Annotated in this window: 21 protein-coding genes; 4 read left to right on the forward strand and 17 right to left on the reverse strand. The window is 62.2% G+C overall.

Annotated features, from left to right (window positions below; genetic code table 11):
• Positions 1 to 10: 10 nt before the first annotated feature.
• On the forward strand, positions 11 to 823 hold the full coding sequence (locus ABJ076_RS05550) for a serine protease (protein WP_348190921.1): 813 nt from the start codon (positions 11 to 13) through the stop codon (positions 821 to 823).
• 27 nt (positions 824 to 850) lie between these two features.
• Here ABJ076_RS05550 and ABJ076_RS05555 read toward each other — a convergent pair whose 3' ends face one another.
• Complete coding sequence (locus tag ABJ076_RS05555) at positions 851 to 2,986, reverse strand: globin-coupled sensor protein (protein WP_348190924.1); 2,136 nt, start codon at positions 2,984 to 2,986, stop codon at positions 851 to 853.
• Between the two features lie 246 nt (positions 2,987 to 3,232).
• Between ABJ076_RS05555 and ABJ076_RS05560 the strand changes: the two genes are divergently transcribed.
• Positions 3,233 to 4,390, forward strand: a complete 1,158-nt coding sequence (locus tag ABJ076_RS05560) for a PQQ-dependent sugar dehydrogenase (RefSeq protein ID WP_348190927.1) — start codon at positions 3,233 to 3,235, stop codon at positions 4,388 to 4,390.
• 92 nt (positions 4,391 to 4,482) lie between these two features.
• The gene (putA, locus tag ABJ076_RS05565; protein ID WP_348190930.1) at positions 4,483 to 8,370 is read left to right on the forward strand and encodes a trifunctional transcriptional regulator/proline dehydrogenase/L-glutamate gamma-semialdehyde dehydrogenase; all 3,888 of its coding nucleotides are present in this window, start codon (positions 4,483 to 4,485) and stop codon (positions 8,368 to 8,370) included.
• Positions 8,371 to 8,399: 29 nt separating this feature from the next.
• Here putA and ABJ076_RS05570 read toward each other — a convergent pair whose 3' ends face one another.
• Positions 8,400 to 9,488 carry an enolase C-terminal domain-like protein gene (locus ABJ076_RS05570; RefSeq protein WP_348190933.1) on the reverse strand — a complete coding sequence of 363 codons (1,089 nt, stop codon included), beginning with the start codon at positions 9,486 to 9,488 and terminating at the stop codon, positions 8,400 to 8,402.
• Positions 9,485 to 10,255, reverse strand: coding sequence for an SDR family NAD(P)-dependent oxidoreductase (locus ABJ076_RS05575; protein WP_348190935.1), 771 nt, complete (start codon positions 10,253 to 10,255; stop codon positions 9,485 to 9,487). The genes ABJ076_RS05570 and ABJ076_RS05575 overlap by 4 nt, the downstream gene beginning before the upstream one ends.
• A 164-nt stretch (positions 10,256 to 10,419) precedes the next feature.
• Here ABJ076_RS05575 and ABJ076_RS05580 point away from each other — a divergent pair, with 164 nt between their 5' ends.
• Positions 10,420 to 11,529, forward strand: a complete 1,110-nt coding sequence (locus tag ABJ076_RS05580; RefSeq protein ID WP_348190938.1) for an S-(hydroxymethyl)glutathione dehydrogenase/class III alcohol dehydrogenase — start codon at positions 10,420 to 10,422, stop codon at positions 11,527 to 11,529.
• A gap of 158 nt (positions 11,530 to 11,687) precedes the next feature.
• Here the strand turns inward: ABJ076_RS05580 and ABJ076_RS05585 are convergent, their stop codons facing one another.
• From ABJ076_RS05585 to aroA, 14 genes are all read right to left on the reverse strand, one after another.
• Entirely contained in the window at positions 11,688 to 12,251 is a 564-nt protein-coding gene (locus ABJ076_RS05585) for a GrpB family protein (RefSeq protein WP_348190940.1), read from the reverse strand.
• Between the two features lie 34 nt (positions 12,252 to 12,285).
• Positions 12,286 to 12,639 (reverse strand): cupin domain-containing protein, encoded by a 354-nt coding sequence (locus ABJ076_RS05590; protein WP_348190942.1) that lies wholly within the window; start codon positions 12,637 to 12,639, stop codon positions 12,286 to 12,288.
• Positions 12,640 to 12,702: 63 nt separating this feature from the next.
• Entirely contained in the window at positions 12,703 to 13,323 is a 621-nt protein-coding gene (locus ABJ076_RS05595) for a GNAT family protein (RefSeq protein ID WP_348190945.1), read from the reverse strand.
• A 159-nt stretch (positions 13,324 to 13,482) separates the two neighbouring features.
• Positions 13,483 to 14,226 (reverse strand): SDR family NAD(P)-dependent oxidoreductase, encoded by a 744-nt coding sequence (locus tag ABJ076_RS05600; protein ID WP_348190948.1) that lies wholly within the window; start codon positions 14,224 to 14,226, stop codon positions 13,483 to 13,485.
• A gap of 165 nt (positions 14,227 to 14,391) precedes the next feature.
• Positions 14,392 to 15,678 (reverse strand): folylpolyglutamate synthase/dihydrofolate synthase family protein, encoded by a 1,287-nt coding sequence (locus ABJ076_RS05605; RefSeq protein ID WP_348513294.1) that lies wholly within the window; start codon positions 15,676 to 15,678, stop codon positions 14,392 to 14,394.
• A gap of 49 nt (positions 15,679 to 15,727) precedes the next feature.
• Entirely contained in the window at positions 15,728 to 16,648 is a 921-nt protein-coding gene (gene accD, locus ABJ076_RS05610) for an acetyl-CoA carboxylase, carboxyltransferase subunit beta (RefSeq protein WP_348190954.1), read from the reverse strand.
• Between the two features lie 49 nt (positions 16,649 to 16,697).
• Positions 16,698 to 17,534, reverse strand: coding sequence for a tryptophan synthase subunit alpha (gene trpA, locus ABJ076_RS05615; protein WP_348190956.1), 837 nt, complete (start codon positions 17,532 to 17,534; stop codon positions 16,698 to 16,700).
• On the reverse strand, positions 17,534 to 18,763 hold the full coding sequence (gene trpB, locus ABJ076_RS05620; RefSeq protein ID WP_348190959.1) for a tryptophan synthase subunit beta: 1,230 nt from the start codon (positions 18,761 to 18,763) through the stop codon (positions 17,534 to 17,536). The genes trpA and trpB overlap by 1 nt, the downstream gene beginning before the upstream one ends.
• Before the next feature lie 124 nt (positions 18,764 to 18,887).
• The gene (locus tag ABJ076_RS05625) at positions 18,888 to 19,529 is read right to left on the reverse strand and encodes a phosphoribosylanthranilate isomerase (RefSeq protein WP_348190962.1); all 642 of its coding nucleotides are present in this window, start codon (positions 19,527 to 19,529) and stop codon (positions 18,888 to 18,890) included.
• Positions 19,530 to 19,552: 23 nt separating this feature from the next.
• Positions 19,553 to 19,894 (reverse strand): LapA family protein, encoded by a 342-nt coding sequence (locus ABJ076_RS05630; RefSeq protein WP_348190965.1) that lies wholly within the window; start codon positions 19,892 to 19,894, stop codon positions 19,553 to 19,555.
• A gap of 317 nt (positions 19,895 to 20,211) precedes the next feature.
• Positions 20,212 to 20,493: an integration host factor subunit beta gene (ihfB, locus tag ABJ076_RS05635; RefSeq protein WP_028467651.1), complete on the reverse strand. Its 282-nt coding sequence runs from the start codon at positions 20,491 to 20,493 to the stop codon at positions 20,212 to 20,214.
• Positions 20,494 to 20,728: 235 nt separating this feature from the next.
• On the reverse strand, positions 20,729 to 22,447 hold the full coding sequence (gene rpsA / locus ABJ076_RS05640) for a 30S ribosomal protein S1 (protein ID WP_348190969.1): 1,719 nt from the start codon (positions 22,445 to 22,447) through the stop codon (positions 20,729 to 20,731).
• Positions 22,448 to 22,659: 212 nt separating this feature from the next.
• Positions 22,660 to 23,292, reverse strand: a complete 633-nt coding sequence (gene cmk / locus ABJ076_RS05645; RefSeq protein ID WP_348190971.1) for a (d)CMP kinase — start codon at positions 23,290 to 23,292, stop codon at positions 22,660 to 22,662.
• Positions 23,289 to 24,620 (reverse strand): 3-phosphoshikimate 1-carboxyvinyltransferase, encoded by a 1,332-nt coding sequence (gene aroA / locus ABJ076_RS05650; protein ID WP_348190974.1) that lies wholly within the window; start codon positions 24,618 to 24,620, stop codon positions 23,289 to 23,291. Before aroA ends, cmk begins: the two co-directional genes overlap by 4 nt.
• Positions 24,621 to 24,801 lie beyond the last annotated feature (181 nt).

Consider the following 24,801-nt stretch of genomic DNA (forward strand, 5'->3'; position numbering starts at 1 on the left):
ACTCGGGGCCGTGGCGGCTTTTGTTCTGGCCGGGCTTTTCGAGTGGGGTGGCGATTTGATGCAGCCCGCACCGGAAGCTCGACCGGATCGTCCTGGGTATGAAGTCCCGCCGGCTCAGGGCCGGACGCCGCGCCGGCCTCTGCCGCCACCGAGCCTGAACGATATAAAGCTTAGGATCGAGGAGAGCGAAAAGATCGGAAACGGCGTTGGGACAGCGTTCGTGATATCGCCGGATTACTGGCTGACTGCGCGGCATGTCGTCGAGGGATGCGATCGGTTGGGTTTTGTGGTCGACCAGCAGCGTGTCATGCCTATCAGGGGCGGTGCGGTCTGGCATCCGGATGCTGACATCGCGCTCGTACGTGCGGATGCCGGGCAGTCCCCGGCTCTCTCTCTGGGGCCGCTGCCGGATATCGGCGACGCGGGATATCATTACGGGTTTCCTGGAACTGGCAAAGGACGTGTTTCCTCTGCGCTACTCGGGCGCGGTGAGCTTCACGGAAAGTCCCTGCGTGGAATAGGCCGTCTCGTTCTGGTCTGGGCCGAGACCGGACGTGAGGGGGTGGCACCGGGCAGCCTCGGCGGGATCAGTGGCGGGCCGACCCTCGATGCGTCGGGGCGTCTGGTCGGCATCGCGATAGCGTCGAACACTAGGCGCGGGCGTGTGTCGACGGTCGCGCCGCGCACCATCAAGCAGATGCTGAACAGCGAAAGAGTTCCAACCGAGGAGGCGGCGGGGGCCAGATGGGGCAACGCTCCGTCCTTTTCCGAGTTGGAGCGGATCGGGACTGTTCGGCAGCTCTATTGCAAAGTGGGCAGCTAACCTCCCCAGGCCATTGACCCGGCGTGCTCAGGGAACGAAGGCGCAGCGCATATTCCCCCAATGGCGTCCGGCCAGGGTGATTGGTGCATCGATCTCCTTCAGAAGCACTTTGTTGCCTCCGCCCATGTCCCGGAGATAGGTCTGCAGCTGGTGGGGCTCTTTGTTGCCCGCCGCAAGCAAGCCTGCGCGGTCGTCGAAGATCCGCCGGTTGCGGCAGTTCGCGGCGTTCCAGACCGGGTCGTCCGGCCGCTGCGGCTGCGAGACCGCAGCGTTGTGCGTGCCGATATAACCGTTCCTGTCGGTGGCGCAGAGGAGCCGGATGCGATCATCCCGATCCTTGTGGTGCTCTTGTATGGGAGTCAGCAACGCGTCGGTGAGATCGACGAACCTGGTCGAATATTGCGCCGGATTGGTGCCCGGCATCATCGCGTATTGGCTGTCGAACATATCCTCAATGGAAATCCGGCCTGAGCTGATGGCGCTAGCAAGGGCGTTCTCGGCTTCATTTGCTGCCGTGATGCAAATATCCCGGAAGACGTCATTTTCCCCCATGGCCTGCTCGATCATGGCGCCGACCATTTCGGCGGCCATGGCGTCGATATTCTCGAAGGCGGCATGAATACCAAGAGATGTGGCGGCAACGACGCGTGCCGGAATGCGGACCCCGTTAGCAAGGGTGACGCCGCCGAGCGTTGCCGGTTCCACGGTTTCCTGTCCATCGCACAGCAGCAGGGCGCCGCGTGGCGAAAGATCGGCGATGAAGCCCTCCGCATTGATGGGGCCGAACTGGATCGTCCCGTTTATCACGGTCGGGGTACGGTCTGTGCCCCGGCGGTTCGTATCCTCGCCCGCCCGCACAACAATGCCGAGCCGGCGTTTCATATCGCTTACATTCGTGCTGACATTTCTTGCCAGGGTCTCGATCGCGGTTGCTGACTGGCTCGTGCGTTCCGCATGCTCTGCCACCTTGGCGATGGAGGCGGCGACCTGGCCGGTCATTTCCGAGGCCTCATTCGAGGAGCGGCCAATCTCGCCGGTTGCGGCCAACTGCTCTTCGACGGCAGAGGCGACACCGGAGGAAATCCCGTTTACCTCTGAGATTTTCGAGGCGATTCCAGTGATGGCCTCGACCGAGGACCGGGTCGCTGTCTGCACGCCATCAGTATGCTGGCTGACCTCCTGGATGGCGTTCTCGGTCTGTTGCGCCAAGGATTTCACCTCAGAGGCGACGACTGCAAAGCCTCTCCCCGCCTCTCCGGCACGGGCAGCCTCGATCGTTGCGTTCAGGGCGAGCAGCTTGGTCTGTGCGGCGATGGAGTTGATCAGGCCGACGACGGAGCTGATGTTTTTCGTCGCTTCTTCAAGGGCGGAAACCCTCTCACGTGCGCCTTCGGCGCTGTCTGTCGCTTCTCCTGTCAAGCGGGCTGAGTCCGAGACCTGCGCGGCAATTTCCTGGCTCGATGCGCTGAGTTGCTCTGTCGCAGCGGCGACGGAGTTCACGTTGCCGGCGGTGATGTCGGTCGCACCGCGCACTTCGTTGATCAGAGTCGCCATTTCGGTCGCCGCGGCAGCGAGGCTGTTTGTCAGCTCGGCAACCCGCCCGGCCTGCAGCATGACTTCTTCAACGGTCTGATCAATCTCGCGTTCAAGAGTATCGGCGAGGTTCAGAACCTGTTGCTTTAGCTTTTCTGTCTCGTCTGACGATCCGGCGGCATCTTGTGCAAGATCCATGTCCAGAGCGATGGCCTTGGCTAAGGCGCTGCAATACCGCATGGCATCGTCGGCACGCCTATGCTTGCTGGCGATCAGGTTGAACAGGCGTGGCTGGATGAAGGCGGCAGCGCCAATATGCCAGCGCGGGCCGAGGCCGATCCCGGCATGAAGCTCGCCGATCTCCCGGGAGCGTGCGAGATAATCGTCGTTGAACCCGTCATTGATAAGCGATTGCCAAAACCGGATTTGGGCTTGCTTGAGGATGTCGGGGCCCGGACCCTGTTCCAGCTTTATAGCAATATCCGGATCGGCGGCAATATGGCGGTAGAATTGATCCAGAATAGACGGCAGCCCCTTTTCGAGAAGGGGCCAGATTTTCTTGAGAGCGAGAAGCTCACCCTGATCGATTTCGGTAAATGCCAGTCGTGAAATTTCCGTCTGTTCCGCCATGGGTTTTTTTCCCTTGTTGTTATGGTTGGCCGTTGATCCGGCCTTGCCCCAAATTCTTTTATTCCCTCAGTCTCAGATTGATTACATAAACAGTACAATAATAGTCAGGACAATTTCCGGAAATTTGCTCATAGCTTCCAAAGTTCCCCATGTGACCGCCCTTTCCCGGGGGCGGTTCCCCGTCAGACCCTTGCTGAGGGGCATTGTGGCGCCATCTAGATGTAAGGTGACCGAACGGAGGAAGTCATGGGGTCGGATCTGTGTTCACAATGGTTTCGAGTGTCGTCGCGGCTTGCCGCAACGGTGTTCCTTTTCGGTGTTGCGGTCTGCACGGCACGTGCCGATGTGCCGCTGGTCGAGCGGTCAGATGTCCATGATTTCCGCATCACGCAGCTGGCTGGCGGCCTGGACCACCCCTGGGGACTGGCGTTCCTGCCGGACGGCCGCATTCTCGTCACTGAGCGGGAAGGGGCATTGCGCATCGTAGGTCCGGACGGGTTGGAGGCGGAACCGGTGCGGGGCACGCCGGAGGTCTATGCCTCTGGTCAGGGTGGTTTGCTCGACGTGGTGCTGCACCCGGAATTTGCCAAGAACAGGCTGGTCTATCTGTCCTTTTCCGGGCGAGGCGATGGCGGTGCCGGAACGGAAGTTGCGCGGGGGCGTCTGGTCGATGGCGCCCTGACCGGTTTGGAGGTTATCTTCCGGCAGAATCCGAAGGTCGGCGGCGGCAGGCATTTCGGCTCCCGGCTGGTTTTTGCGCCGGATGGAATGCTGTTCGTCAGCATGGGCGACCGGGGCAGCCATATGGGCGAGGCTCAGAATCTCGGCACGCATATCGGAACTGTTGTCCGGATCAGGGATGACGGGTCAGTGCCGCCTGACAATCCGTTTGTTGGCCGAGAGGGCGCGTTGCCGGAAATCTATTCCTACGGGCACCGAAACGTGCAGGGCATGGCGCTGCGACCGGGCACGTCGACCATCTGGGCGCAGGAGCACGGTCCGCGTGGCGGCGACGAGGTGAATATTCTCCGACCCGGCGGGAATTACGGCTGGCCCGCGATCACCTATGGCATCGATTACAGCGGCGCGATTATCTCGGACAAAACCGAGGCGCCCGGCATGGAGCAGCCGGTCGTCTACTGGGTGCCCTCCATCGCGCCAAGCGGGATGGAATTCTATGACGGTGACAAATTCCCGAACTGGCGCGGCAATCTCTTTGTCGGGGCGCTGGCGCACGAGCATTTGCGGCGGCTGGTGCTCGACGGCGAACGGGTGACGGCACAGGAAGTGCTGCTTGAGGATCTGGAGGAGCGCATTCGTGCGGTGAAGCAGGGGCCGGATGGCTATCTCTATGTTCTGACGGACAGTTCCAGCGGTGAATTGCTGCGTCTTGAACCACTGTAATCTGTTCAGGTTGCCCTCTAAAAGAAAGTGGTTGCACCTGTGTGCGGATATAGGTGTAACCTTTCGCCGTTGGATTGATCCTGGAGGCGAAGATGGCGGCTCAGACTGTAGGCGTGAAGGTCAGCGAGGATTTGCGGGCCCGGCTCAAGACTGCCGCCGAGAGGATTGGCCGCACGCCCCACTGGCTGGTGAAGCAGTCTCTTGTCGGCGCCATTGAGCGGATCGAGCGGGGCGAGCCGCTGGACACTTATCTGGCGGGCGACGCGGATCTCGACCTCGAAGACACTGCGCCCGCCGTTGAGCAGCTCCACCGGCCATTTCTTGAATTCGCTCAAGGGGTACAGGCGCAAAGCGTGCTGCGTTCCCGCATAACGGCGGCCTATCGCAAGCCGGAAACGGAATGCCTGCCTTATCTGATTTCAGAGGCGACCCTTGCGCCTGCCAAACAGCAGGCGGCGGCCAGTCTGGCCCGCACCCTGGTTGAATCCCTGCGTGAGAAGACCGTGCGCGGCGGCGTCGAGGGGCTGATCCACGAATATGATTTGTCCAGTCAGGAAGGCGTCGCTCTGATGTGCCTCGCCGAGGCGCTGCTCCGGATTCCGGACCGGCAGACCCGCGACGCGCTGATCCGCGACAAGATCTCCAGCGGTGACTGGAAATCCCATCTCGGTCACAGCCCCTCGATGTTCGTCAACGCCGCCACCTGGGGGCTCGTGGTCACCGGAAAGCTGACCTCGACCCAGAGCGAGGACAGCATGGGTGCGGCTCTGACCAAGATGATCGGGCGTGGCGGCGAGCCGTTGATCCGCAGCGGTGTCGACGTCGCAATGCGGATGATGGGCGAGCAGTTTGTCACCGGGCAGACCATCTCCGAGGCGCTGGCCAACAGCCGGGCGATGGAGAAAAAAGGCTTCCGCTATTCCTACGACATGCTCGGCGAGGCGGCGACGACGGCCGAGGATGCGGCCCGGTACCTGAAGGAATATGAGCAGGCCATCCATGCCATCGGCAAGGCCTCGAAGGGCCGCGGCATTTATGAAGGGCCGGGCATCTCCATCAAGCTCTCCGCCCTGCATCCGCGCTACTGGCGGATGAAGCAGGATAGGGTCATGGAGGAGCTGCTGCCGATCCTGAAGGATCTGGCAGAGCTTGCCCGCTCCTACGATATCGGCCTCAATATCGATGCCGAGGAGATGGACCGGCTGGAACTCTCCCTCGATCTGTTGGAAGCCGTCTGCTTCGATCCGGATCTGGCGGACTGGAACGGCATCGGTTTCGTGGTGCAGGCTTATTCCAAGCGCTGTCCCTTCGTGCTCGACTACCTGATCGACCTGGCCCGGCGCAGCGGCCACCGATTGATGATCCGGCTGGTGAAGGGCGCCTATTGGGACAGCGAGATCAAGCGCGCCCAGGTGGACGGGCTGGAGGATTTCTCGGTCTTCACCCGGAAGATCCATACGGACGTCTCCTACCTCGCCTGCTCCAAGAAGCTGCTGGCGGCGCCGGACGCGGTCTATCCACAATTCGCCACCCACAACGCGCAGAGTCTTGCCGCCATCATGCAGATGGCCGGGCCGAACTATTACGCTGGTCAGTACGAATTCCAGTGCCTGCATGGCATGGGCGAGCCGCTCTATGAGGAAGTCGTCGGGCGCGACAAGCTGAACCGGCCCTGCCGGGTCTATGCCCCGGTCGGCAGTCATGAGACTTTGCTTGCCTATCTCGTGCGGCGCCTGCTGGAAAACGGCGCCAACACGTCCTTCGTGAACCGGATCGCCGATCCTGCCTTCTCCATTGACGATCTGATCGCCGATCCGGTGGCCGAGGCCCTGAAGGTCGAGCCGGTTGGCGCGCCGCACCCGAAGATCAGCGCGCCGCGCACGCTCTACGGGGAGGAGCGGCCGAATGCGCAGGGGCTCGATCTGTCGAACGAGCACCGACTGGCTTCCCTCTCGGCCGCGCTGCTGTCCAGTGCGGAGACCTTCTGGCAATCGGCACCAACAGTGGATGGCGTCGCCGAGACCGGCCCCGTGCGTGAAGTGCGCAACCCATCCGACCGGCGGGATCTGGTCGGCACCGTGCGCGATGCGGACGATGCGGTGATCGACAAGGCGTTCGAGAATGCCGAGGCCGTGGCTCCGGTCTGGGCGGCAACGGAACCTGCCGAGCGCGCGGCTCTCTTGATGCGGGCCGCCGACCTGATGGAAGCCCGCATGCCGGTTCTGATGGGTATTTGCGTCCGCGAGGCTGGCAAGACCATGGCCAACGCTATCGCCGAGGTGCAAGAGGCAGTCGACTTCCTGCGCTATTACGCGATGGAGGTGGAGACCAAATTCAACATGGACAGCCACCGTCCGCTCGGGCCTGTGGTCTGCATCAGTCCGTGGAATTTCCCGTTGGCGATCTTCACCGGCCAGATGGCGGCGGCGCTGGCTGCCGGGAACCCGGTGCTGGCGAAACCGGCGGAGGAAAGCCCGCTGATCGCCGCAGAGGCGGTCCGGCTGATGCACGAGGCGGGCATTCCGGATGACGCGCTGCAACTGGTCCCAGGCGCGGGAGAGGTCGGCGCGGCTTTGGTCGGGGACAGCCGGGTGCGTGGTGTCATGTTCACCGGCTCAACCGAGGTTGCCCGGCTGATCCAGGCCGGTCTTGCCGGGCGTCTTGCACCGGACGGCACGCAGATTCCGCTGATCGCGGAGACGGGCGGCCAGAACGCCTTGATCGTCGATAGCTCAGCCCTGCCGGAACAGGTCGTTGCCGATGTCATCATGTCCGCCTTCGACAGTGCGGGGCAGCGATGCTCGGCGCTGCGCGTGCTCTGCCTTCAGGAAGACATCGCCGACCGCATGCTGGAGATGCTGAAGGGCGCTTTGCACGAGTTGGCCATTGGCAATCCAGACCGGCTTTCCACCGATGTCGGTCCGGTCATTACGGCGGAAGCGCAGGCGGGCATCCGGGCGCATATCGAAAGCATGCGGGAGCGCGGCAACAAGGTCGAGCAGCTTGATCTGCCCGCCGACACGCGGCATGGCACCTTCATCCCGCCAACCCTGATCGAGATCGGCAGCCTCGCCGAGCTTGAGCGCGAGGTGTTTGGCCCGGTCCTGCACGTTGTCCGTTTCAAGCGGAACAGGCTGGATGCGCTGGTCGACGATATCAACGCGACCGGCTACGGCCTCACCTTCGGGGTGCATTCCCGGATCGACGAGACCATTGACCGGGTGGCCCGCCGGATTGGCGTCGGCAATGTCTATGTAAACCGCAACATCATCGGCGCCATCGTTGGCGTGCAGCCTTTCGGCGGCCGGGGCCTTTCCGGCACCGGTCCGAAAGCGGGGGGGCCACTCTATCTCACCCGGTTGCTGGCCCGCCGCCCCTTCAACTCGGCGATCTCCGACCGGGCACCGGATGTCGGCCCGGAACCGGCGCACCAGCTCGAAGCCTGGTTGCGCGCGGCAGGCCGGACGACGGAAGCGGACATGGCGGCCACCTATATCGCCCGCTCGCCGCTCGGCACCGATCTCGACCTGCCGGGTCCTGTCGGGGAGCGGAACCGCTATCTGATCCATCCGAAAGGCCGGATTGCGGCTATCGCGCAGGATGAGGCCGGAATGCTTCGGCAAGTCGCGGCCATCCTTGCGGCGGGTGACGAAGCGGTGTTGCAGGAAAACGAAGTTGCCAGCGCGTTGGCCGGCAGCCTGCCCGCAGATCTGAGGGATCGGGTGCACCTGACGCCGGACTGGCACGCCGAGCCCGAGCTTGCTGCCGTGCTGTTCGAGGGCGATGCCGATGCCCTGATCTCCGTGCAGATGCAGGCGGCGGACCGGGACGGCCCACTGGTCGGCGTGCAGGGCGTCTCGCCCGCCGGGATCGCATCGGGCCGGGAGGATTACTGTCTCGACTGGCTGGTCGAAGAGCAATCCATCAGCATCAACACGGCGGCGGCGGGCGGAAATGCCAGCCTGATGTCGATAGGCTAGGCCAGATTGGCGGCTAAGCGGCACGGCGGCTAGGCCGCGTATTCCGCGATAGCCTTTTCGTCCCAAACGATCCCGGCACCGGGCAGGTCGAGCGGGCTGACCATGCCGTCTTTGACCTCTGGCCGCTCTGCCAGAATACCGGCGGCAAGATCGAACCATTCGAGGATGTAGCCGGTCGGCGTTGCGGCAAGCAGATGCACCGAATGATCCGGGAAGAGATGGCTTGAAACCGGGATGTTGTGTGCGGCGGCGAGGCCCGCGACCTCCATCCAGCCGGTAACGCCGCCGATCCGCATGGCGTCCGGCATGGCATGATCTATCGCGCCCGCCTCGATCATCTTCGCCATGTCTCGGGCGACATACCAGTTCTCGCCGCTCTGTACCGGGGTGGAGATCGCGGCGCGGACATTCGCATGTCCTTCGAAATCGTCCCACGCGACCGGCTCCTCGATCCAGGCAATGCCTTCATGATCGAGCAGATGCATGCGCTTGACGGCTTCCTCGGCGCTGAAGGCCTGGTTGAAATCCATGGCTGTCCAGGCGTCGTCGCCAGCGACCGCCTTGATTGCCCGTGCGACGGCAACATCGACCCTCGGGTCAGGATCGCCCGACTTCACCTTGAAGGCACGGAAGCCGTCTTTCAGGGACCGCTCGATGTCACGGGCTGTCTCCTCCGGTCCCATCTGGCCGAGACTGTCATAGACCCGGACCGGACGCGGCGCGGCACCGAGCAGGGACGCCAGCGGCAATCCGTGCGCTTTTGCCAGGGCATCCCAGAGCGCCATGTCGATCCCGCCGACGGCACAGGCCATCAGGCCCGGATAACCGGCGAGCCGGGTGCGGGTTTTCAGCATGCACCAGATATCGCGGGGCATCAGGGGCTGGCCCTTTATCAATTCCTCAAGCTCGGAGACCAGCAGCGCGAGGGGGCGCAGGAAGAAGGCGGCATAGGGGAACAGATAGGACGAGCCGGTAACGCCCGCATCCGTCTCGATATCCAGCAGCACCAGCGGCGCCTCATGCAATGTTCCGGACGCGGTCTTGTGCGGTTGCGGCAGGGGCACGGTGACGGTGCGGACCCGGAATTTGCTGATTTTGATGTCTTTTCCATCGGTCATTGGACAGCTCCTCTATAGGCGGAATTTTGCAGGCCGGCACCCATCCAGCCGCCATCGACGCCGATGGACTGGCCGGTGATATAGGAGGCCTTGTCGCTGAGCAGGAAGGATGCGAGTTCCGCGACTTCCTCCGGCTCGCCATAGCGGCCCATCGGGATGCCTACCATCCAGTCGGCAACGGCCGCCTCGTCCTGCACGCCTTCGATCAGAGGGGTGTTGATTGGTGACGGGCAGAGCGCGTTGACCCTGATTCCGTGTTGGGCGAGCTCGATGGCGGCGGTCTCCGACAGATTGATCACTCCGGCCTTGGCGGCGCCATAGGCGGCCCGGTCGGCGCAGCCGCGCACACCGCAGACGCTCGCCAGCGTGACGATAGAGCCGCCGCTTCCCTGCTCGACCATGACCAATGCCGCCGCGCGCAGGGTCGAATAGACGCCGGTCAGATTGATCGAGATGACACGCTCGAAGTCACTCGTTTCTGATTCGAGGATCGGTACCCGGTAGCCGATCCCGGCGCTGGCGACACAGGCACTGAGTCCGCCCATGAACTCGGCTCCGGCGCGGATGGCGATATCTAGGGCTGCCGCATCGCGCACATCCGTTGCGGCGGTCATGACCCGGTCGCCACCGAGGTTGTTTTGGGCTTCCGCCAGCATCTTCTCGTTCATATCAAGCAGGCAGACGGACCCGCCGTCCGACAGGATCTTCTGCGCTGTCGCGTATCCTATGCCGCTGGCCCCGCCGGTAATCACCGCCCTGATGGTCATACTTCGATCTCCTCCCGTTTTTATTGCGTTATCCTCTCTTTCTTTTCGAGGCAGGTCGAGAGTGGTGGCTGTGTAGGAATGCGCCGAGACGCGCATTGCAAATGCCGGTCTGATGAAAGATTGTATGCTTGCAAATCCGATATTGGCACGAGAGGAAGGAACTCATGGAAACCAAAGCCGCCGTTGCATTCGAGGCAGGCAAGCCGCTGCAGATCGAGACCGTCACGCTGGACGGGCCACGCGCGGGCGAGGTGCTGGTCGAGATGAAGGCGACCGGTCTCTGCCATACGGATGAATTCACCCGGTCCGGTGATGATCCGGAAGGCATTTTTCCTGCGATTCTCGGCCATGAAGGTGCGGGCGTCGTGGTCGATATCGGTCCCGGCGTGACCAGCCTGAAAAAGGGTGATCATGTCATTCCGCTCTACACACCGGAATGCCGCGAGTGCGAGTATTGTCTCAACCCGAAGACCAATCTCTGCCAGAAAATCCGGACCACCCAGGGCGCGGGTGTGATGCCGGACGGGACCAGCCGGTTCTCCATCAATGGCGAGAAGATTTTTCACTATATGGGCTGCTCGACCTTCGCCAATCACTCGGTGATGCCGGAAATCGCACTGGCGAAAGTCCGTGAGGACGCGCCGTTCGACAAGATCTGCTACATCGGCTGCGGTGTGACCACCGGCGTTGGCGCCGTGGTGAACACGGCCAAGGTTGAGCCGGGCTCCAACGTCGTCGTGTTCGGCCTCGGCGGCATCGGCCTGAACGTGATCCAGGGCGCCCGTATGGTCGGCGCGGACAAGATCATCGGCGTCGATCTCAACCCGGCGCGCAAGGAGATTGCCGAGAAATTCGGCATGACCCACTTCGTCAATCCGAAGGAGATCGAGGGCGATCTGGTGCCGTATCTGGTGGACCTCACCGGCGGCGGAGCCGATTACAGCTTCGAGTGCATCGGTAACGTGAACACCATGCGGCAGGCGCTGGAGTGCGCGCACAAGGGCTGGGGCGAGAGCATCATCATCGGCGTCGCCGGTGCCGGTCAGGAAATCTCCACCCGCCCGTTCCAGCTGGTGACCGGCCGGTCCTGGCGCGGTACCGCCTTTGGCGGCGCAAGAGGCCGGACGGACGTGCCGAAGATCGTCGACTGGTACATGGACGGCAAGATCGACATCGACAGCCTGATCACCCACACCATGCCGCTGGAAGACATCAACAAGGGCTTCGACCTGATGCATGCGGGCGAAAGCATCCGCAGCGTGGTGGTTTATTAGGGAGCGATCCTCGCCCCAAGTTCGTCATCCCGGACTTGATCCGGGATCTTCCGAAGAGCCTGGCTCTACGTTCGACAAGGTCCCGGCTCTCCGGCCGGGATGACGTCGCGGCGGGACTGACCGGCTTCGTGGCTGCGCGTTATTTCAGGTCAAGCGGCCTAAGCATCTATGGACCGCGCCTTCTTCAGAATCGCTTCTATGAATCCGGTCTTGGCATCTGCGTAGGCATTCATGTCATCCCAATCCTGTTTCGCAAGATCCTGCTTCAGGTTCGCATAGGCGTCGCGCTCTGAGGGATGGTCCCGCAGCCAGTCACGGAAGACCAGATAGCGGTCGATCTCTGGCGACCCGTCCGAGAAGACGTGGATGTGAACGTCTTTCTCTATCGTTCGTAACATCCGGTGCTCTTGAAAATCCGGCTCGCGTACGCGCAGGACATACCCGCACGCCAGTAGTGCAGGCAGGTAGACGTCCTCATCACCGGAGTCCCGAACGACAAGCAGGATATCAATGATCGGCTTTGCCGCGAGGCCAGGCACGGAGGTTGACCCTATATGTTCAATCCTGCGGGCAACCCGGCCGATTGACGTGGCAATCACTTGCCGGTGCGACGCGAATATCTCCGCCCAGTGCGGATTGTAGGGCGCTTGGGTGATGTCGCGTTTTTCCGGCCCGCCGATCAGGCCGACTTCCCATTCCTGTTTTGCATTCTGGTCGGTCATTCCGAAATCCCCGTTGTGCAGCGAGACGCGTGGTTCAGATCTCTTCTTTTCGCGCCGCCGTCGTCTCATCACCCGTGTTCGGCAGGCCTGCCGGTTCGATCAGCAGCAGATGCGCTTCTTCATCGGCGACCGGGCGGTGTTTGACGCCGCGCGGGACGACATAGAGTTCGCCCGGATTGAGTGTGACATTGCCCTGCTCGGTCTCGATCCGGATGGAGCCTTTCAGGACGAGGAAAAAATCGTCGCTGTCCGTATGGTCATGCCAGTTAAATTCGCCTTTGACCTTCACAACCATGATGTCGTGCCCGTTGAAGGCGGAGACGATTTTTGGCGACCAGTGGTCGCTGAATTTGGTGAGTTTTTCCGCGAGATTGATGGCCTGTGGCATTGCTTGTTCCTGGTTCGACTGGGTGGAAACCTTAACCTATTCTGACGTGGTGATTCCCGGACGTCACTCCGGCAGAAGCCGGGATGACGGTGCGGTGGAGGCGTGCCAGTTCAGCCAGTCCGCACGGTCGATGCCGAAATGGTTAAAGAGGCCGTGTCCGGCTGCAACCGAGCCGCAATAGTCGATCTGGCCGCGCAACCGCATCCCGGCTTTTTGCAGAACCCTTGAGGAGCCGAGATTGATCGTCGGATGGCAGACGGTTTCGGCCTGCCTCGCTTCCGTTTCCTGAAACAGGAATGCCAGAGCGGCTGTGGCTGCCTCTGTTGCGATGCCTTGTCCCCAATGCGCCTTGGCGATGCCATAGGCGAGTTCGTGATTTTCTATCGGCGGGTCGGGATCGAAGAAGCCGCAAAAGCCGAGGAAAGGGCGTTCCGGGATGGCGTTGCTGCCACGCGGCTGGATCGCCCATGCACCCCATCCGCCAGTGGCCCAGTTGCTGTTCGCTTCCTCGATCCAGTGCCTGGCGGTCCCGACGACCGCATCGGGGCTGCTCGTGTCCGCGACGAGGCCAAATCGCCAGCCGATATCCGGATCGCCGAAAATGAGTTCCGCCATGTGGACTATGTCGGAATCCTCAAGAGAGCGCAGCAGAAAGCGTTGGGTCTCTAGCGTGGGGCGGTTCATGGCTGCAGCCAGCCTTTGCGATCAGGTCTCGATAAATCCAGCTTTACCAGTTTTCAGCGTCATCCCGATGACGTTCGAATTCTATGGCTCTCTTGCGGAGCATGGGTTCCGTTTTTCAACGGGATGACGGTGAAGTGCGGGATGTTGCGCTTCTGATGCCTACAGGTTCTGCCCGCCATCGACCGCTATGGTCTGGCCGGTGACCCAGCGGGCGGCGGGGGAGAGCAGGAAGGCGGCGACGGTGCCGATTTCTTCCGGTTTGCCGTAGCGATCAAACGGGATCTTGGCGAGAGTGGAAGTATAGACGTCCGGTGCTTCGGTCTTGCGCCGTTCCCAGCTGCCGCCGGGAAACTCGATGGAGCCGGGGGCGATGCAGTTCACCCGGACCCGGTCGGCGGCGAATTTTTTCGCATGGCTCTGCGTGAGCTGGATCACGGCGGCCTTGACCGCGCCATAGGGGATCGATCCGGAAGCGCCAACGCCGGAGATGGAGGAGATGGTCAGCACCGAGCCTTTGCTCGCAACCAGATGTGGATAGGCGGCCCAGGTCGCCCGGACCACGCCCATCAGGTCGACATCCATGCTCTTTTTCCAGCCGTCCTCGTCGTCGGAGGCACCGAAACCGGAGGGATTGTTCACCAACCCGTCAATGCCGCCGAGCGCTGTCGCCGCTGCGTCGATATAGGCTGCAACTGCATCCGCGTCGGCAACGTCGCACGGCGCTGTATGCACCACGCCGCCATGGCGCGCGAGCTGCTCCGCCGCTGCTGTGAGACTGGATTCGGTACGCCCGCAAATCGATACGGAAGCACCTTCGGCCGCGCAGGCGTCTGCGATTGCCAGCCCGATACCGCGGGTGCCACCGGTGACGATGATTTTCTTGCCTTTGAGTCCGAGATCCATGGTGGTGCTCCAATGCGTGGAAGGGCAGGAGCGGCAACCGGATGGTGCCGCTTGTATTCTCCGGTCCGTCACCCCGGCGAAGGCCGGGGCCCAGTGATCATAAGGCCGGGGCCGTCTTCCCTGGGCCCCGGCCTCCGCCGGTATGACGGCGCGGCGCCCGAGAGTTCAGGCGCTTCGATTAAGTCCAAGCGCATGCCCGGCGAGATAGAGCGAGCCGCAGATCAGGAAGCGGACGGCCGCGCCTTTTTTCTGGCTGTCGCGCAGCGCCTGCTGAATGGTTGGCACCGGGATGGCGGGCATGGCGGCGCGTTTTGCGCCGTCCATCAGTTCATCCTCTGTCAGACTGTTTTCCTCGCCGGGGATGGGCATGACATAGAGCCGTGCCGCCCGTCCCCTGAGATGTTTCAGATAGGCCGCCGGGTCCCGCGTGTTGAGGGAGCCAAACAGCAGATGCACGGGGAGGGCGCGCCGTTCGTCTGCCCAGCCGTCGAGGATCGCGGCGACGGACGAGGCGGCACTCTCATTATGTCCGCCATCGACCCAGAGCATGGAGCCGGGAGCGAGATAGTCCGTGAGCGCTCCGTCTTCCAACTCCTGCATGCGGCCGGGCCATGAGGCCTCGGTGATACCCTTTGCGCGGGCGCCCTCGGTGGTTTCGACGCTGCTTTCCGCCAGGTCCGCGGCCATCAGGGCCTGACCCGCGTTGAAGATCTGATGCGCACCGAGTAGAGCGGGCCGGGGATAGCGCCGGGTGGTGCCGTCGCTGCTGAACAGCATGCCGTCTCCGCCTTCCGCGACGCCCCATTCCTTGCCGTACCGGTACAGTGGCGCGCCGACTTCCGCCGCGCGGGCCTCGATGACCGTGAGCGCCGCTGGTTCCTGCGGGCCGATCACGGCGGGCACGCCGGGTTTCAGGATGCCGGCCTTCTCGAAGGCGATCTTCTCGATCGTGTCGCCGAGAAAACCCATATGGTCCATCGAGACCGGGGTGATGACGGAAACCGCCGGTTTCTCGATCACATTGGTCGCGTCGAACCGGCCGCCGAGCCCGACTTCAAGCAGCAGAACGTCTGCCGGGGTGCGGGAGAAGGCGAGGAAGGCTGCCGCCGTGGTGATTTCGAAATGGGTGATCGGGGCGCCCGCATTGGCCTGCTCGCACTCTTCCAGGATCTCCACCAGTGGCGCGTCTTCGATCTCCTTGCCGGCGATATAGAAGCGCTCGTTATAGCGGACGAGATGCGGCGAGGTGTCGGCATGGACCTTGCGGCCCGCCGCTTCGTAGATCGCCCGCAGCATGGCGATGGTCGAGCCTTTGCCGTTTGTGCCGGCGACATGGATCACCGGCGGCAGCTTCTGTTCCGGATTATCGAGCAGGCCGAGGAGCCGTTCCAGCCGGTCGAGGGACAAGTCGATCAGCTTTGGGTGCAGGCGTTGGAGCCGGTCCAGGATCACCTGCGGAGAGGATGCATTTTCAGAAATTTCGAAATCCTCCGGCGGGCGATCAGCTCGCGCTGTCGTCTGCTTCGCTCTCCGGTTTGTCCGCATTCGGCAGGGAGACGACCACTGCCTTCGGCATTGGATCACGGATCATGGAGAAGACGCGGATCAGCGTGTCGCGCATGTCCTTGCGGTGCACGACCATGTCGACCATGCCGTGCTCAAGCAGGTACTCCGAGCGCTGGAAGCCGTCCGGAAGCTGCTCGCGGATGGTTTCCTGGATCACGCGCTGCCCGGCGAAGCCAATGATTGCACCGGGCTCGGCGATATGAATGTCGCCCAGCATGGCGAAGGACGCGGTAACGCCTCCCGTGGTCGGATCGGTCAGCACGACAACGAAAGGCAGGCCGGACTCGCGGACGATCTCTCGTGCGATCACGGTCCGAGGCATTTGCATCAGTGACAGGATGCCTTCCTGCATGCGCGCGCCGCCTGACGCCGGGAAGACCACCAGCGGTGCTTTCTGCGCTTTCGCCAGTTCGGCAGCGCGCACCAGCGCATCGCCGACCGCAGGGCCCATGGAACCGCCCATAAAGTCGAAACGGAACAGGGCGAGCACCACCGCCGCTCCGCCCATTTTGCCATGCGCGACGATAATCGCGTCATCGGACCCGGTTTTTGCCTGCGCTTCTTTCAGGCGATCCGTGTAGCGCTTGCGGTCGCGGAATTTCAGCGGGTCCAGAACAGGCTTCGGCAGCTCGATCCGGTTGAAGCTGTCATCGTCGAACAGCATCTCCATCCGGGTTTCCGCGCCCATCCGCATGTGATGCTGACAGTTCGGGCAGACCTGATGGTTTTCCTCAAGATTGCGGTGGAAAATCATCTCTCCGCAGCCGCCGCACTTAACCCAGAGATTGTCCGGAACATCGCGCGGCTGCACGAGTGCCTTGATTTTCGGCAGGACCGAGTTGGTGATCCAGTTCATATCCGTCCTCTCCGCAGGCTGCGGTGATTATACTATTCTAAGACCGGGTTTAAGACCGAGCGTTCCGTACACCGGCGGCAAGCTCGGAGACAAGTGCAGTCACGGCGCCGACGGTTTTACCGGTCGCTTTTCCTGAACCGTCAAGCGAATCCCTGATGGCATCGACCACGGCCGAGCCAACGATGCAGGCATCCGCCACCGTAGCAACTGCCGCTGCCTGTTCTTTCGTCTTGATGCCGAAACCGACGCCGATCGGAATATCGGTATGCTTGCGCAACCTTTCCAGCGCGGCGGTCACCATATCGATCGGGACGTCTGCTGTTCCGGTAACTCCTGCGATCGAGACATAATACAGGAAACCGCTGGTATTGGTCAGCACCGTCGGCAGGCGTACTTCGTCCGTTGTCGGCGTTGCCAGCCGCACGAACGGCAGGTTGCGCTTGACGGCGGGCAGGCACAGCTCATCGTCTTCTTCCGGCGGCAGATCGACGACGATCAGGCCGTCGGCACCGGCCTCTATTGCATCGCTCAGGAACTTCTCGACCCCATAGATATAGATCGGGTTGTAGTAGCCCATGAGAACGACCGGCGTGGTCTTGTCGTCTTCCCGGAAAGCACGGAGCTGAGCGAGGGTCCTGGCCAGACTGCCGCCAGCCTTCAGAGACCGCTGGCTGGATGCCTGGACTGAAGGGCCGTCGGCCATCGGATCTGAGAAAGGCATGCCGAACTCGATCATGTCGGCACCGGCACCGGGCAGGGCTTTCATGATGGCGAGCGAGGTTTCCGCATCGGGATCGCCGGCGGTGATGAAAATGCCGAGACCGGCGCGGTTTTCGTTCTTGAGAGCCGCGAAGCACTTGTCCAGGCGGGAAGCGGTATAATTCATCAGAGTTCGCCCATTTCCTCGAGCCGCGGAATCACCGCATCCAGGTCCTTGTCACCGCGGCCACAGAGATTCATGACCACGACTTTGTCTTTTGCCAGATCGCCGATCATGGTGCCGACATAAGCCAGCGCATGGCTCGGCTCCAGCGCCGGAATGATGCCTTCCAGCTTGGAGCAAAGCGCGAAGGCTTTGAGCGCGTCCGTGTCGGTCGCGCTGACATATTTCACCCGGCCACTCTCATGCAGCCAGGAATGTTCCGGCCCGATTCCCGGATAATCAAGACCGGCCGAGATCGAGTGCGCCTCGGTGATCTGACCGTCGTCGTTCTGCAGGAGATAGGTCCGGTTGCCGTGTAGCACACCCGGGTTTCCGCCTGTCAGGGAGGCCGCATGCTCACCTGACGGAATGCCGTGACCGGCGGCCTCGACACCGAAGATTTCGACGCTCTCGTCATCGAGGAACGGATGGAACAGGCCAATGGCGTTGGAGCCGCCGCCGATGCAGGCGACCAGCGCGTCGGGAAGCTTGCCTTCGGCCTCCTCAAGCTGCCAGCGGACTTCCTCGCCGATGATGCACTGGAAGTCGCGGACCATGGCTGGATAGGGGTGCGGCCCGGCTGCGGTACCGATGATGTAGAAGTGAGTCTCCGCCTTCGAGACCCAATAGCGAAGTGCCTCGTTCATGGCGTCTTTCAGGGTGGAGGAGCCCGATGTCACCGGAACCACCTTGGCGCCGAGCAGACGCATCCGGTCCACATTCGGTTTCTGCCGCTTGACGTCCTCGGCACCCATGAACACTTCGCATTCCATGCCGAACAGGGCGCAAGCGGTCGCCGTGGCGACGCCGTGCTGACCGGCGCCCGTCTCGGCAATGATCTTGGTCCTGCCCATGCGCTTGGCGAGCAGGGCCTGGCCCATCACGTTATTGATCTTGTGCGCGCCGGTATGGTTCAGCTCGTCCCGCTTGAAGTAGAGCTTACCGCCGCCGAAATGCTCCGTCAGCCGGGGCGCGAAATAGAGCGCGCTCGGACGGCCGATATAATGCTTCCGGTAATATTCCATCTCCGCCCAGAAATCCGGATCCCCCTTCGCCGTCAGGTAGGCCTTCTCGACCTCCAGAACCAAAGGCATCAGGGTTTCGGCGACGTAGCGACCGCCGAATATACCGAAATGGCCATTCTCGTCGGGGCCGTTGCGGAATGAGTTCAGGGCTGGCGTGGAGCTTGCCATTTATCAGGCTTCCTCGTCGGATCGGGGCTTGCGGACTCGAGGCGTGTATTCATGACGCTCACGAAACGCCGCATAATGCGTTGCGCGCTTTTGTAAGGCAAGGCTGGGAAGGGCATTTCGGGTGCTATTGTGCCTGTAAAGCAGCACTGACGAAGGCCCTGATCTTTTCCGGGTTCTTCGCACCGGGCGCATCTTCGGCCCCGGAGGCGGTGTCGACGGCTTTCGCGCCGGTCACCCTGATGGCTTCGGCAACGTTCGCAGCATCAAGTCCGCCTGCCAGCATCCAGGGCGTGTTACCCCTGTAGGCCTGGAGAGACGTCCAGTCAAAAATGAGTCCGTTACCGCCGGGCAGCTTGTCTTTGTCCTTTGGCGGCTTGGCATCGAACAGGATGAAGTCGGCGACCCTGTCATAAGCTTCCGCGCTGCGTGCGTCCGCTGCATCGGCGACCCGGATAACCTTCATTACCTGAGTGCCGTAGCGGGCCTTGATCTCGCGAACCCGGTCCGGGCTCTCTTTGCCGTGGAGCTGGAAAATGTCGGGATGCACGTTCGTCCAGATCGCCTCGAACAGCGCGTCGTCGGCATCGACCACGAGGGCGACGACCTTCACCCCTTCCGGGGCGTGGGCGGCGAGTTCCTTCGCCGCCTCGGGCGTGACCGCGCGCGGCGAGGGCGGAAAGAAATTAAGGCCGATATGGCTGGCCCCGGCCGCAGCGGTTGCCGCAACGGCTTCCGGCGTTCTCAGGCCGCAGATTTTGACGTCCATTATTGTCTCGACTTCCTCGGGTGTCAGCGCTTTTCCGGTGCCGGCAGGGCTTTCCGGAGATCATCCGCCTCGTGCGTCTTGTGATCCAAATCCTTTTCCAGCCGGCGCGCCTTGCCTTCGGCTAGACGAGCCCGGTGGCGGGTCGAGCCGCCGCTGATCCAGGTGGCGACAACGCCGAGCAAGAAGCCGAACGCCATGGTGCAGAGACCGAGGATATAAGCTGGTACCTCAACGACGACCGGCAAAGGCCAGAAGCCGACCTCGACAAGATGGCGGTTGCTGATTGCAAACAGCACGATAACAAGTGCGACCGGCAACCCGATCAGCATGCTGATTGTTCTTGCGATGAAGGATCTGCGGGCCATGGCGCTACCGTAATTGCGAAACCGTTATCGAATATAGGCGATAGGCCGCTCGGTGCGTAGCCCCGTGACGAGATATCAGGCTGAATTTGTTGAAACGATTGGGAGCTGAAAGGTCGAAACGGCTTCAGCCCTTATTGATTTCGCGGCGAGGTGCGCGTTGTCGAGGGTGCTTTGACCTAAATCGTCATGGCCGACCTTATCCGGGACCCAGGGAGGGCGGACACAGCTCAATGATCGCCAAGGTCCCGGCTCTCCGGCCGGGATCACGATGTTGGAAATGGTTATTTAGGACGGACGCTGTCTGAGCCGGAAGGCTCTCAGCCGTCGTTGATGCGGTCGCGCAGCTGCTTGCCGGTCTTGAAGAAGGGCACGAACTTTTCCTGGACCGGAACTGAATCGCCGGTGCGCGGGTTGCGGCCGACGCGGGCGTCGCGCTTTTTCACGGAAAAGGCACCAAATCCGCGGAGTTCCACGCGATCTCCGCTCGCAAGAGCATCGGAGATTTCGTCGAAGATTGCGGAGACAATCCGCTCAACGTCACGCTGGTAGAGATGCGGGTTTGCCTCGGCAAGACGCATGATCAACTCAGATTTGGTCATGTTTGCCACGCTCCCCCAATTGACCATCCGGCTCGCTGATCTCGCGCCGGTACTGGTACATCACCACAATAAAAACGAATTTTATCGTGGTTCGTCAAGTGTAAGTCTCTCTTTTGCATAATAAAAACGCACTTCACAAAATCATAAGTGCGAAATTGTCACGATGCATACAAAAACGGCGCCGCCCAAACCGGGGCGGCGCCGCACTTTGCGAAACAGTCGAACAGGCGATGCCTTAGTCCGTCTGTCCTTCTTCTCTCTGCTTCAGAGCAGCGCCGAGAATGTCGCCCAGGCTGGCTCCGCTGTCGGAAGAACCGTAGTCGGCCATGGCCTTCTTCTCTTCTTCGACTTCGCGAGCCTTGATCGACAGGGTCAGCTTGCGCGTCTTGTTGTCGATCTGGGTGATCTTGGCATCGACCTTCTCGCCAACCGCGAACCGGTCCGGACGCTGCTCGGAGCGATCCCGGGACAGGTCGGACTTGCGGATGAAGCCGTGCAGGCCATCGCCGACAGCAACCTCGAGACCATTGTCGGTCAGCGTGGTCACGGTGCAGGTGACGACAGCACCCTTGCGCAGATCGGAAGCGCCGGACTCGAAGGGATCTTCGGAGAGCTGCTTGATGCCGAGGGAGATACGCTCCTTGTCGGTATCCACGTCAAGGACCTTCGCCTTGACCATGTCGCCCTTCTTGAATTCCTTGATGGCTTCCTCGCCCGACTGCTCCCAGGAGAGGTCGGAGAGGTGAACCATGCCGTCGATCTCGCCGGAGAGGCCAACGAACAGACCGAATTCGGTGATGTTCTTGACTTCGCCTTCGATCTCGGTGCCGGCCGGATATGCGGTGACGAAATCGTCCCACGGATTGGCCATGCACTGCTTGAGGCCGAGGGAGATACGCCGCTTGGACGGATCGACATCGAGGACCATGACCTCGACTTCCTGGCTGGTGGAGACGATCTTGCCCGGATGCACGTTCTTCTTGGTCCAGCTCATTTCGGAGACGTGGACCAGACCTTCGATGCCCGGCTCGAGTTCGACGAACGCGCCGTAGTCGGTGATGTTCGTGACGCGACCGGTGAACTTCGTGCCGACCGGATACTTCAGATCCACACCTTCCCACGGATCGGCCTCAAGCTGCTTCATGCCGAGGGAGATACGCTGGGTTTCCGGGTTGAAGCGGATGACCTGGACCTTGACGGTCGCACCGATCTGCAGGGCTTCGCTCGGATGGTTGATGCGGCGCCACGCGATGTCGGTGACGTGCAGCAGACCGTCGACACCGCCGAGATCCACGAACGCGCCGTAGTCGGTGATGTTCTTGACCACACCCTGGAGGACCTGGCCTTCCTGGAGGTTCGCAACCAGCTCGGAACGGGCTTCGGCGCGGGACTCTTCAAGAACGGCACGGCGGGAAACGACGATGTTGCCCCGGCGGCGGTCCATTTTCAGGATCTGGAACGGCTGCGGCGTACCCAGCAGCGGGCCGATGTCGCGGACCGGACGGATGTCGACCTGGCTGCCCGGCAGGAAGGCCACGGCGCCGGAGAGATCGACGGTGAAGCCGCCTTTGACCCGGCCGAAGATGGTGCCGGTGACACGCTCGTTGTTTTCGAAACCGGTTTCCAGAACCGCCCAGGCTTCCTCGCGACGGGCCTTTTCACGGCTCAGCATGGCTTCGCCGTTACGGTCTTCCATGCGCTCGACATAGACCTCGACGATGTCGCCGGGCTTCAGTTCCGCTTTCTGGCCCGGGTTGCCGAATTCCTTCAGCGCCACACGGCCTTCGGACTTCAGTCCGACGTCGATCAGGGCCGCATCATTATCGACAGAGATAACGGTGCCCTTTACGACGCTGCCTTCGATGCTCGTGACGTCGCCAAAGGACTCGTCGAGCAGGGCAGCAAAATTCTCAGTCATTTCCGGTTCTTGGACCGCTCCGGCTGTATTAGCCATGTAAGCTCCTCAATGGGTATTGCCGGAAAACCGCGGTTCGCCGGCATCTGTTCATGGTGGCTGTGCAAATTGGATTTGCGTCCCGCATCGCGGAACCGTTCCACCCGGTCCGTGGGTTGGAACGCGGCTGAGCCTGTCAGCCACCGTTGGTTTCCAAAACCGGTCATCGGACCTAATGACCGGCATCTCTCATGTTTCGCAGTCTGCGGTGATCAGCCCGCGTCTTCGATCACATCCAGCGCTGCCGCAAAGGCCTCGTCCGGGGTCATCGACGACGTGTCAATCAGGACCGCATCGTCCGCTTGCTTCATCGGGGCATCGCTCCGACCTGCATCGCGGGCATCACGTTCACGCATATCCTGCAAAACGCGCGCATGTATAGCGGTCTCGTCCCGTTCCCGCAACTCTTTGAATCGCCGTTCAGCCCGGGCTTCCAATGAAGCGGTGACGAAGAGTTTCCGGTCCGCGTCCGGGCAGATCACCGTTCCGATGTCCCGGCCGTCCAAAATGGCTCCTCCGGCATTGCCCGGAGGGTGGGTCGCGAACTGCCGTTGGAAATCTGTCAGAGCGCTCCGGACCGTGGAGATTGCTGCGACCTTGGAGGCTGCGGCTCCCGCTTCACCCGTGCGCAGATCCGGACTGCCCAGCAGCTCCAGATCCAGCGTGCGGGCCGCTTCCGTGGCGGTCTCGGCATCGTCGGGGTTGCCGTTTTGGCGCAGCAGCATGACGGCGACGGCCCGATATAGGGACCCCGTATCCAGATAGGCATAGCCCAGATGATCGGCCAGGCGCCGCGCGAGCGTGCCCTTGCCGGCTGCGGCCGGCCCGTCGATGGCGATGATCACGCGTCTGCTCCGGTATCGATCTTCGCACCGGCTCCGCGCATCAGATCGGCGAAGCCCGGAAAGCTGGTGTCGATGGTCCGGCCGTCGTCAATGACGACCGGGGCCTGGGCTCCCATGCCGAGCACGAGGAAGGACATGGCGATCCGGTGGTCGAGATCGGCTTCGATGGTCGCGCCGCCTGCTACGCCGTTGGAGGAGCCGGTGACGGCAAGGATGTCCTCGCCTTCCTCGACACGGACGCCGGTGGCGGCAAGCCCGTGCGCCATCGCTCCGAGCCGATCGCTTTCCTTGACCCGCAATTCGCCGACCCCGCGCATGATGGTTGCGCCCTCGGCGAAGGCAGCGGCAACGGAAAGGATAGGATACTCGTCGATCATGCTCGGCGCGCGCTCCGCCGGAACCTCGATGCCCCTGAGTGCGCTGCTGCGGATCCGGATATCGCCGATAGGCTCTCCCGCTTCGATGCGGCGGTTCGAAATCTCGATATCCGCCCCCATTTCGATCAGCGTCTCGAACACACCGAAGCGTAAAGGGTTGAGGCCGACCGCCGGCAGGGTGATGTCGGAGTTCGGCGTTATCAGAGCGGCCACGGCCGGAAAGGCGGCGGAGGACGGGTCGGCCGGAACGACGATATCCTTTGCCTTGAATTCAGGCTGGCCGGTTACGGTAATGACCCGGCCCTCGGGGAGATCCTCGACCCGGACCTCCGCACCGAAATGACGGAACATGGTTTCTGTGTGGTCGCGGGTTTTCTCCGGCTCGATCACCGTCGTCTCGCCCGGCGTGTTCAGGCCTGCGAGCAGAATTGCCGATTTCACCTGGGCTGACGCGACGGGGAGTGTGTAGCGGATCGGCAGCGGGTCAGTGGCGCCTTCGACGCACAGCGGCAGGCGGCCGCCGGCGCGGCCGTGAAAGGCGGCGCCGATCTGGCTCAACGGGGTAATGACGCGGCCCATGGGCCGACGGCGCAGGGAGGCGTCGCCGGTAAAGACTGCATTGATCGGATGACCGGCGACCAGCCCCATGAGAAGGCGGGCCGCAGTCCCTGAATTACCGAGGTCGAGTATATCTTCAGGCTCGTCGAGCGTGCCAATCCCACGGCCGAAGACTTCCCATGTACCGTCGTCCAGCCGGTTCACCTCGGCGCCGAGTGCGCGCATTGCTGCGGCTGTCGCAAGCACGTCCTCGCCTTCGAGCAGACCGGAAACCGCCGTCCGGCCGATAGCGAGACCGCCCAGGATCAAGGAACGGTGGGAAATCGATTTGTCGCCTGGAACCTTGAGTGTTCCGGTGAGTGCGGCGCATTTGGATGAGGTAAGGGACGTCATGAGGCTCTCACGGGGCTTCGCGCGGTTTGAAAACGCGTCGGCTTCGGGTTGACCGCAGGCTCTCTATCACAGAGGCTTGCGGCCTGTCTGGGTGAAATAGGCACGATTGGCGGGATTCCGGGTTCTCCATTGCGCATTTTCACTTTGACAGATACATGCATCACAGCTATTCGGCGCCTCG

This window comes from Nisaea sp., from assembly GCF_039990255.1.
GTDB lineage: Bacteria > Pseudomonadota > Alphaproteobacteria > Thalassobaculales > Thalassobaculaceae > Nisaea.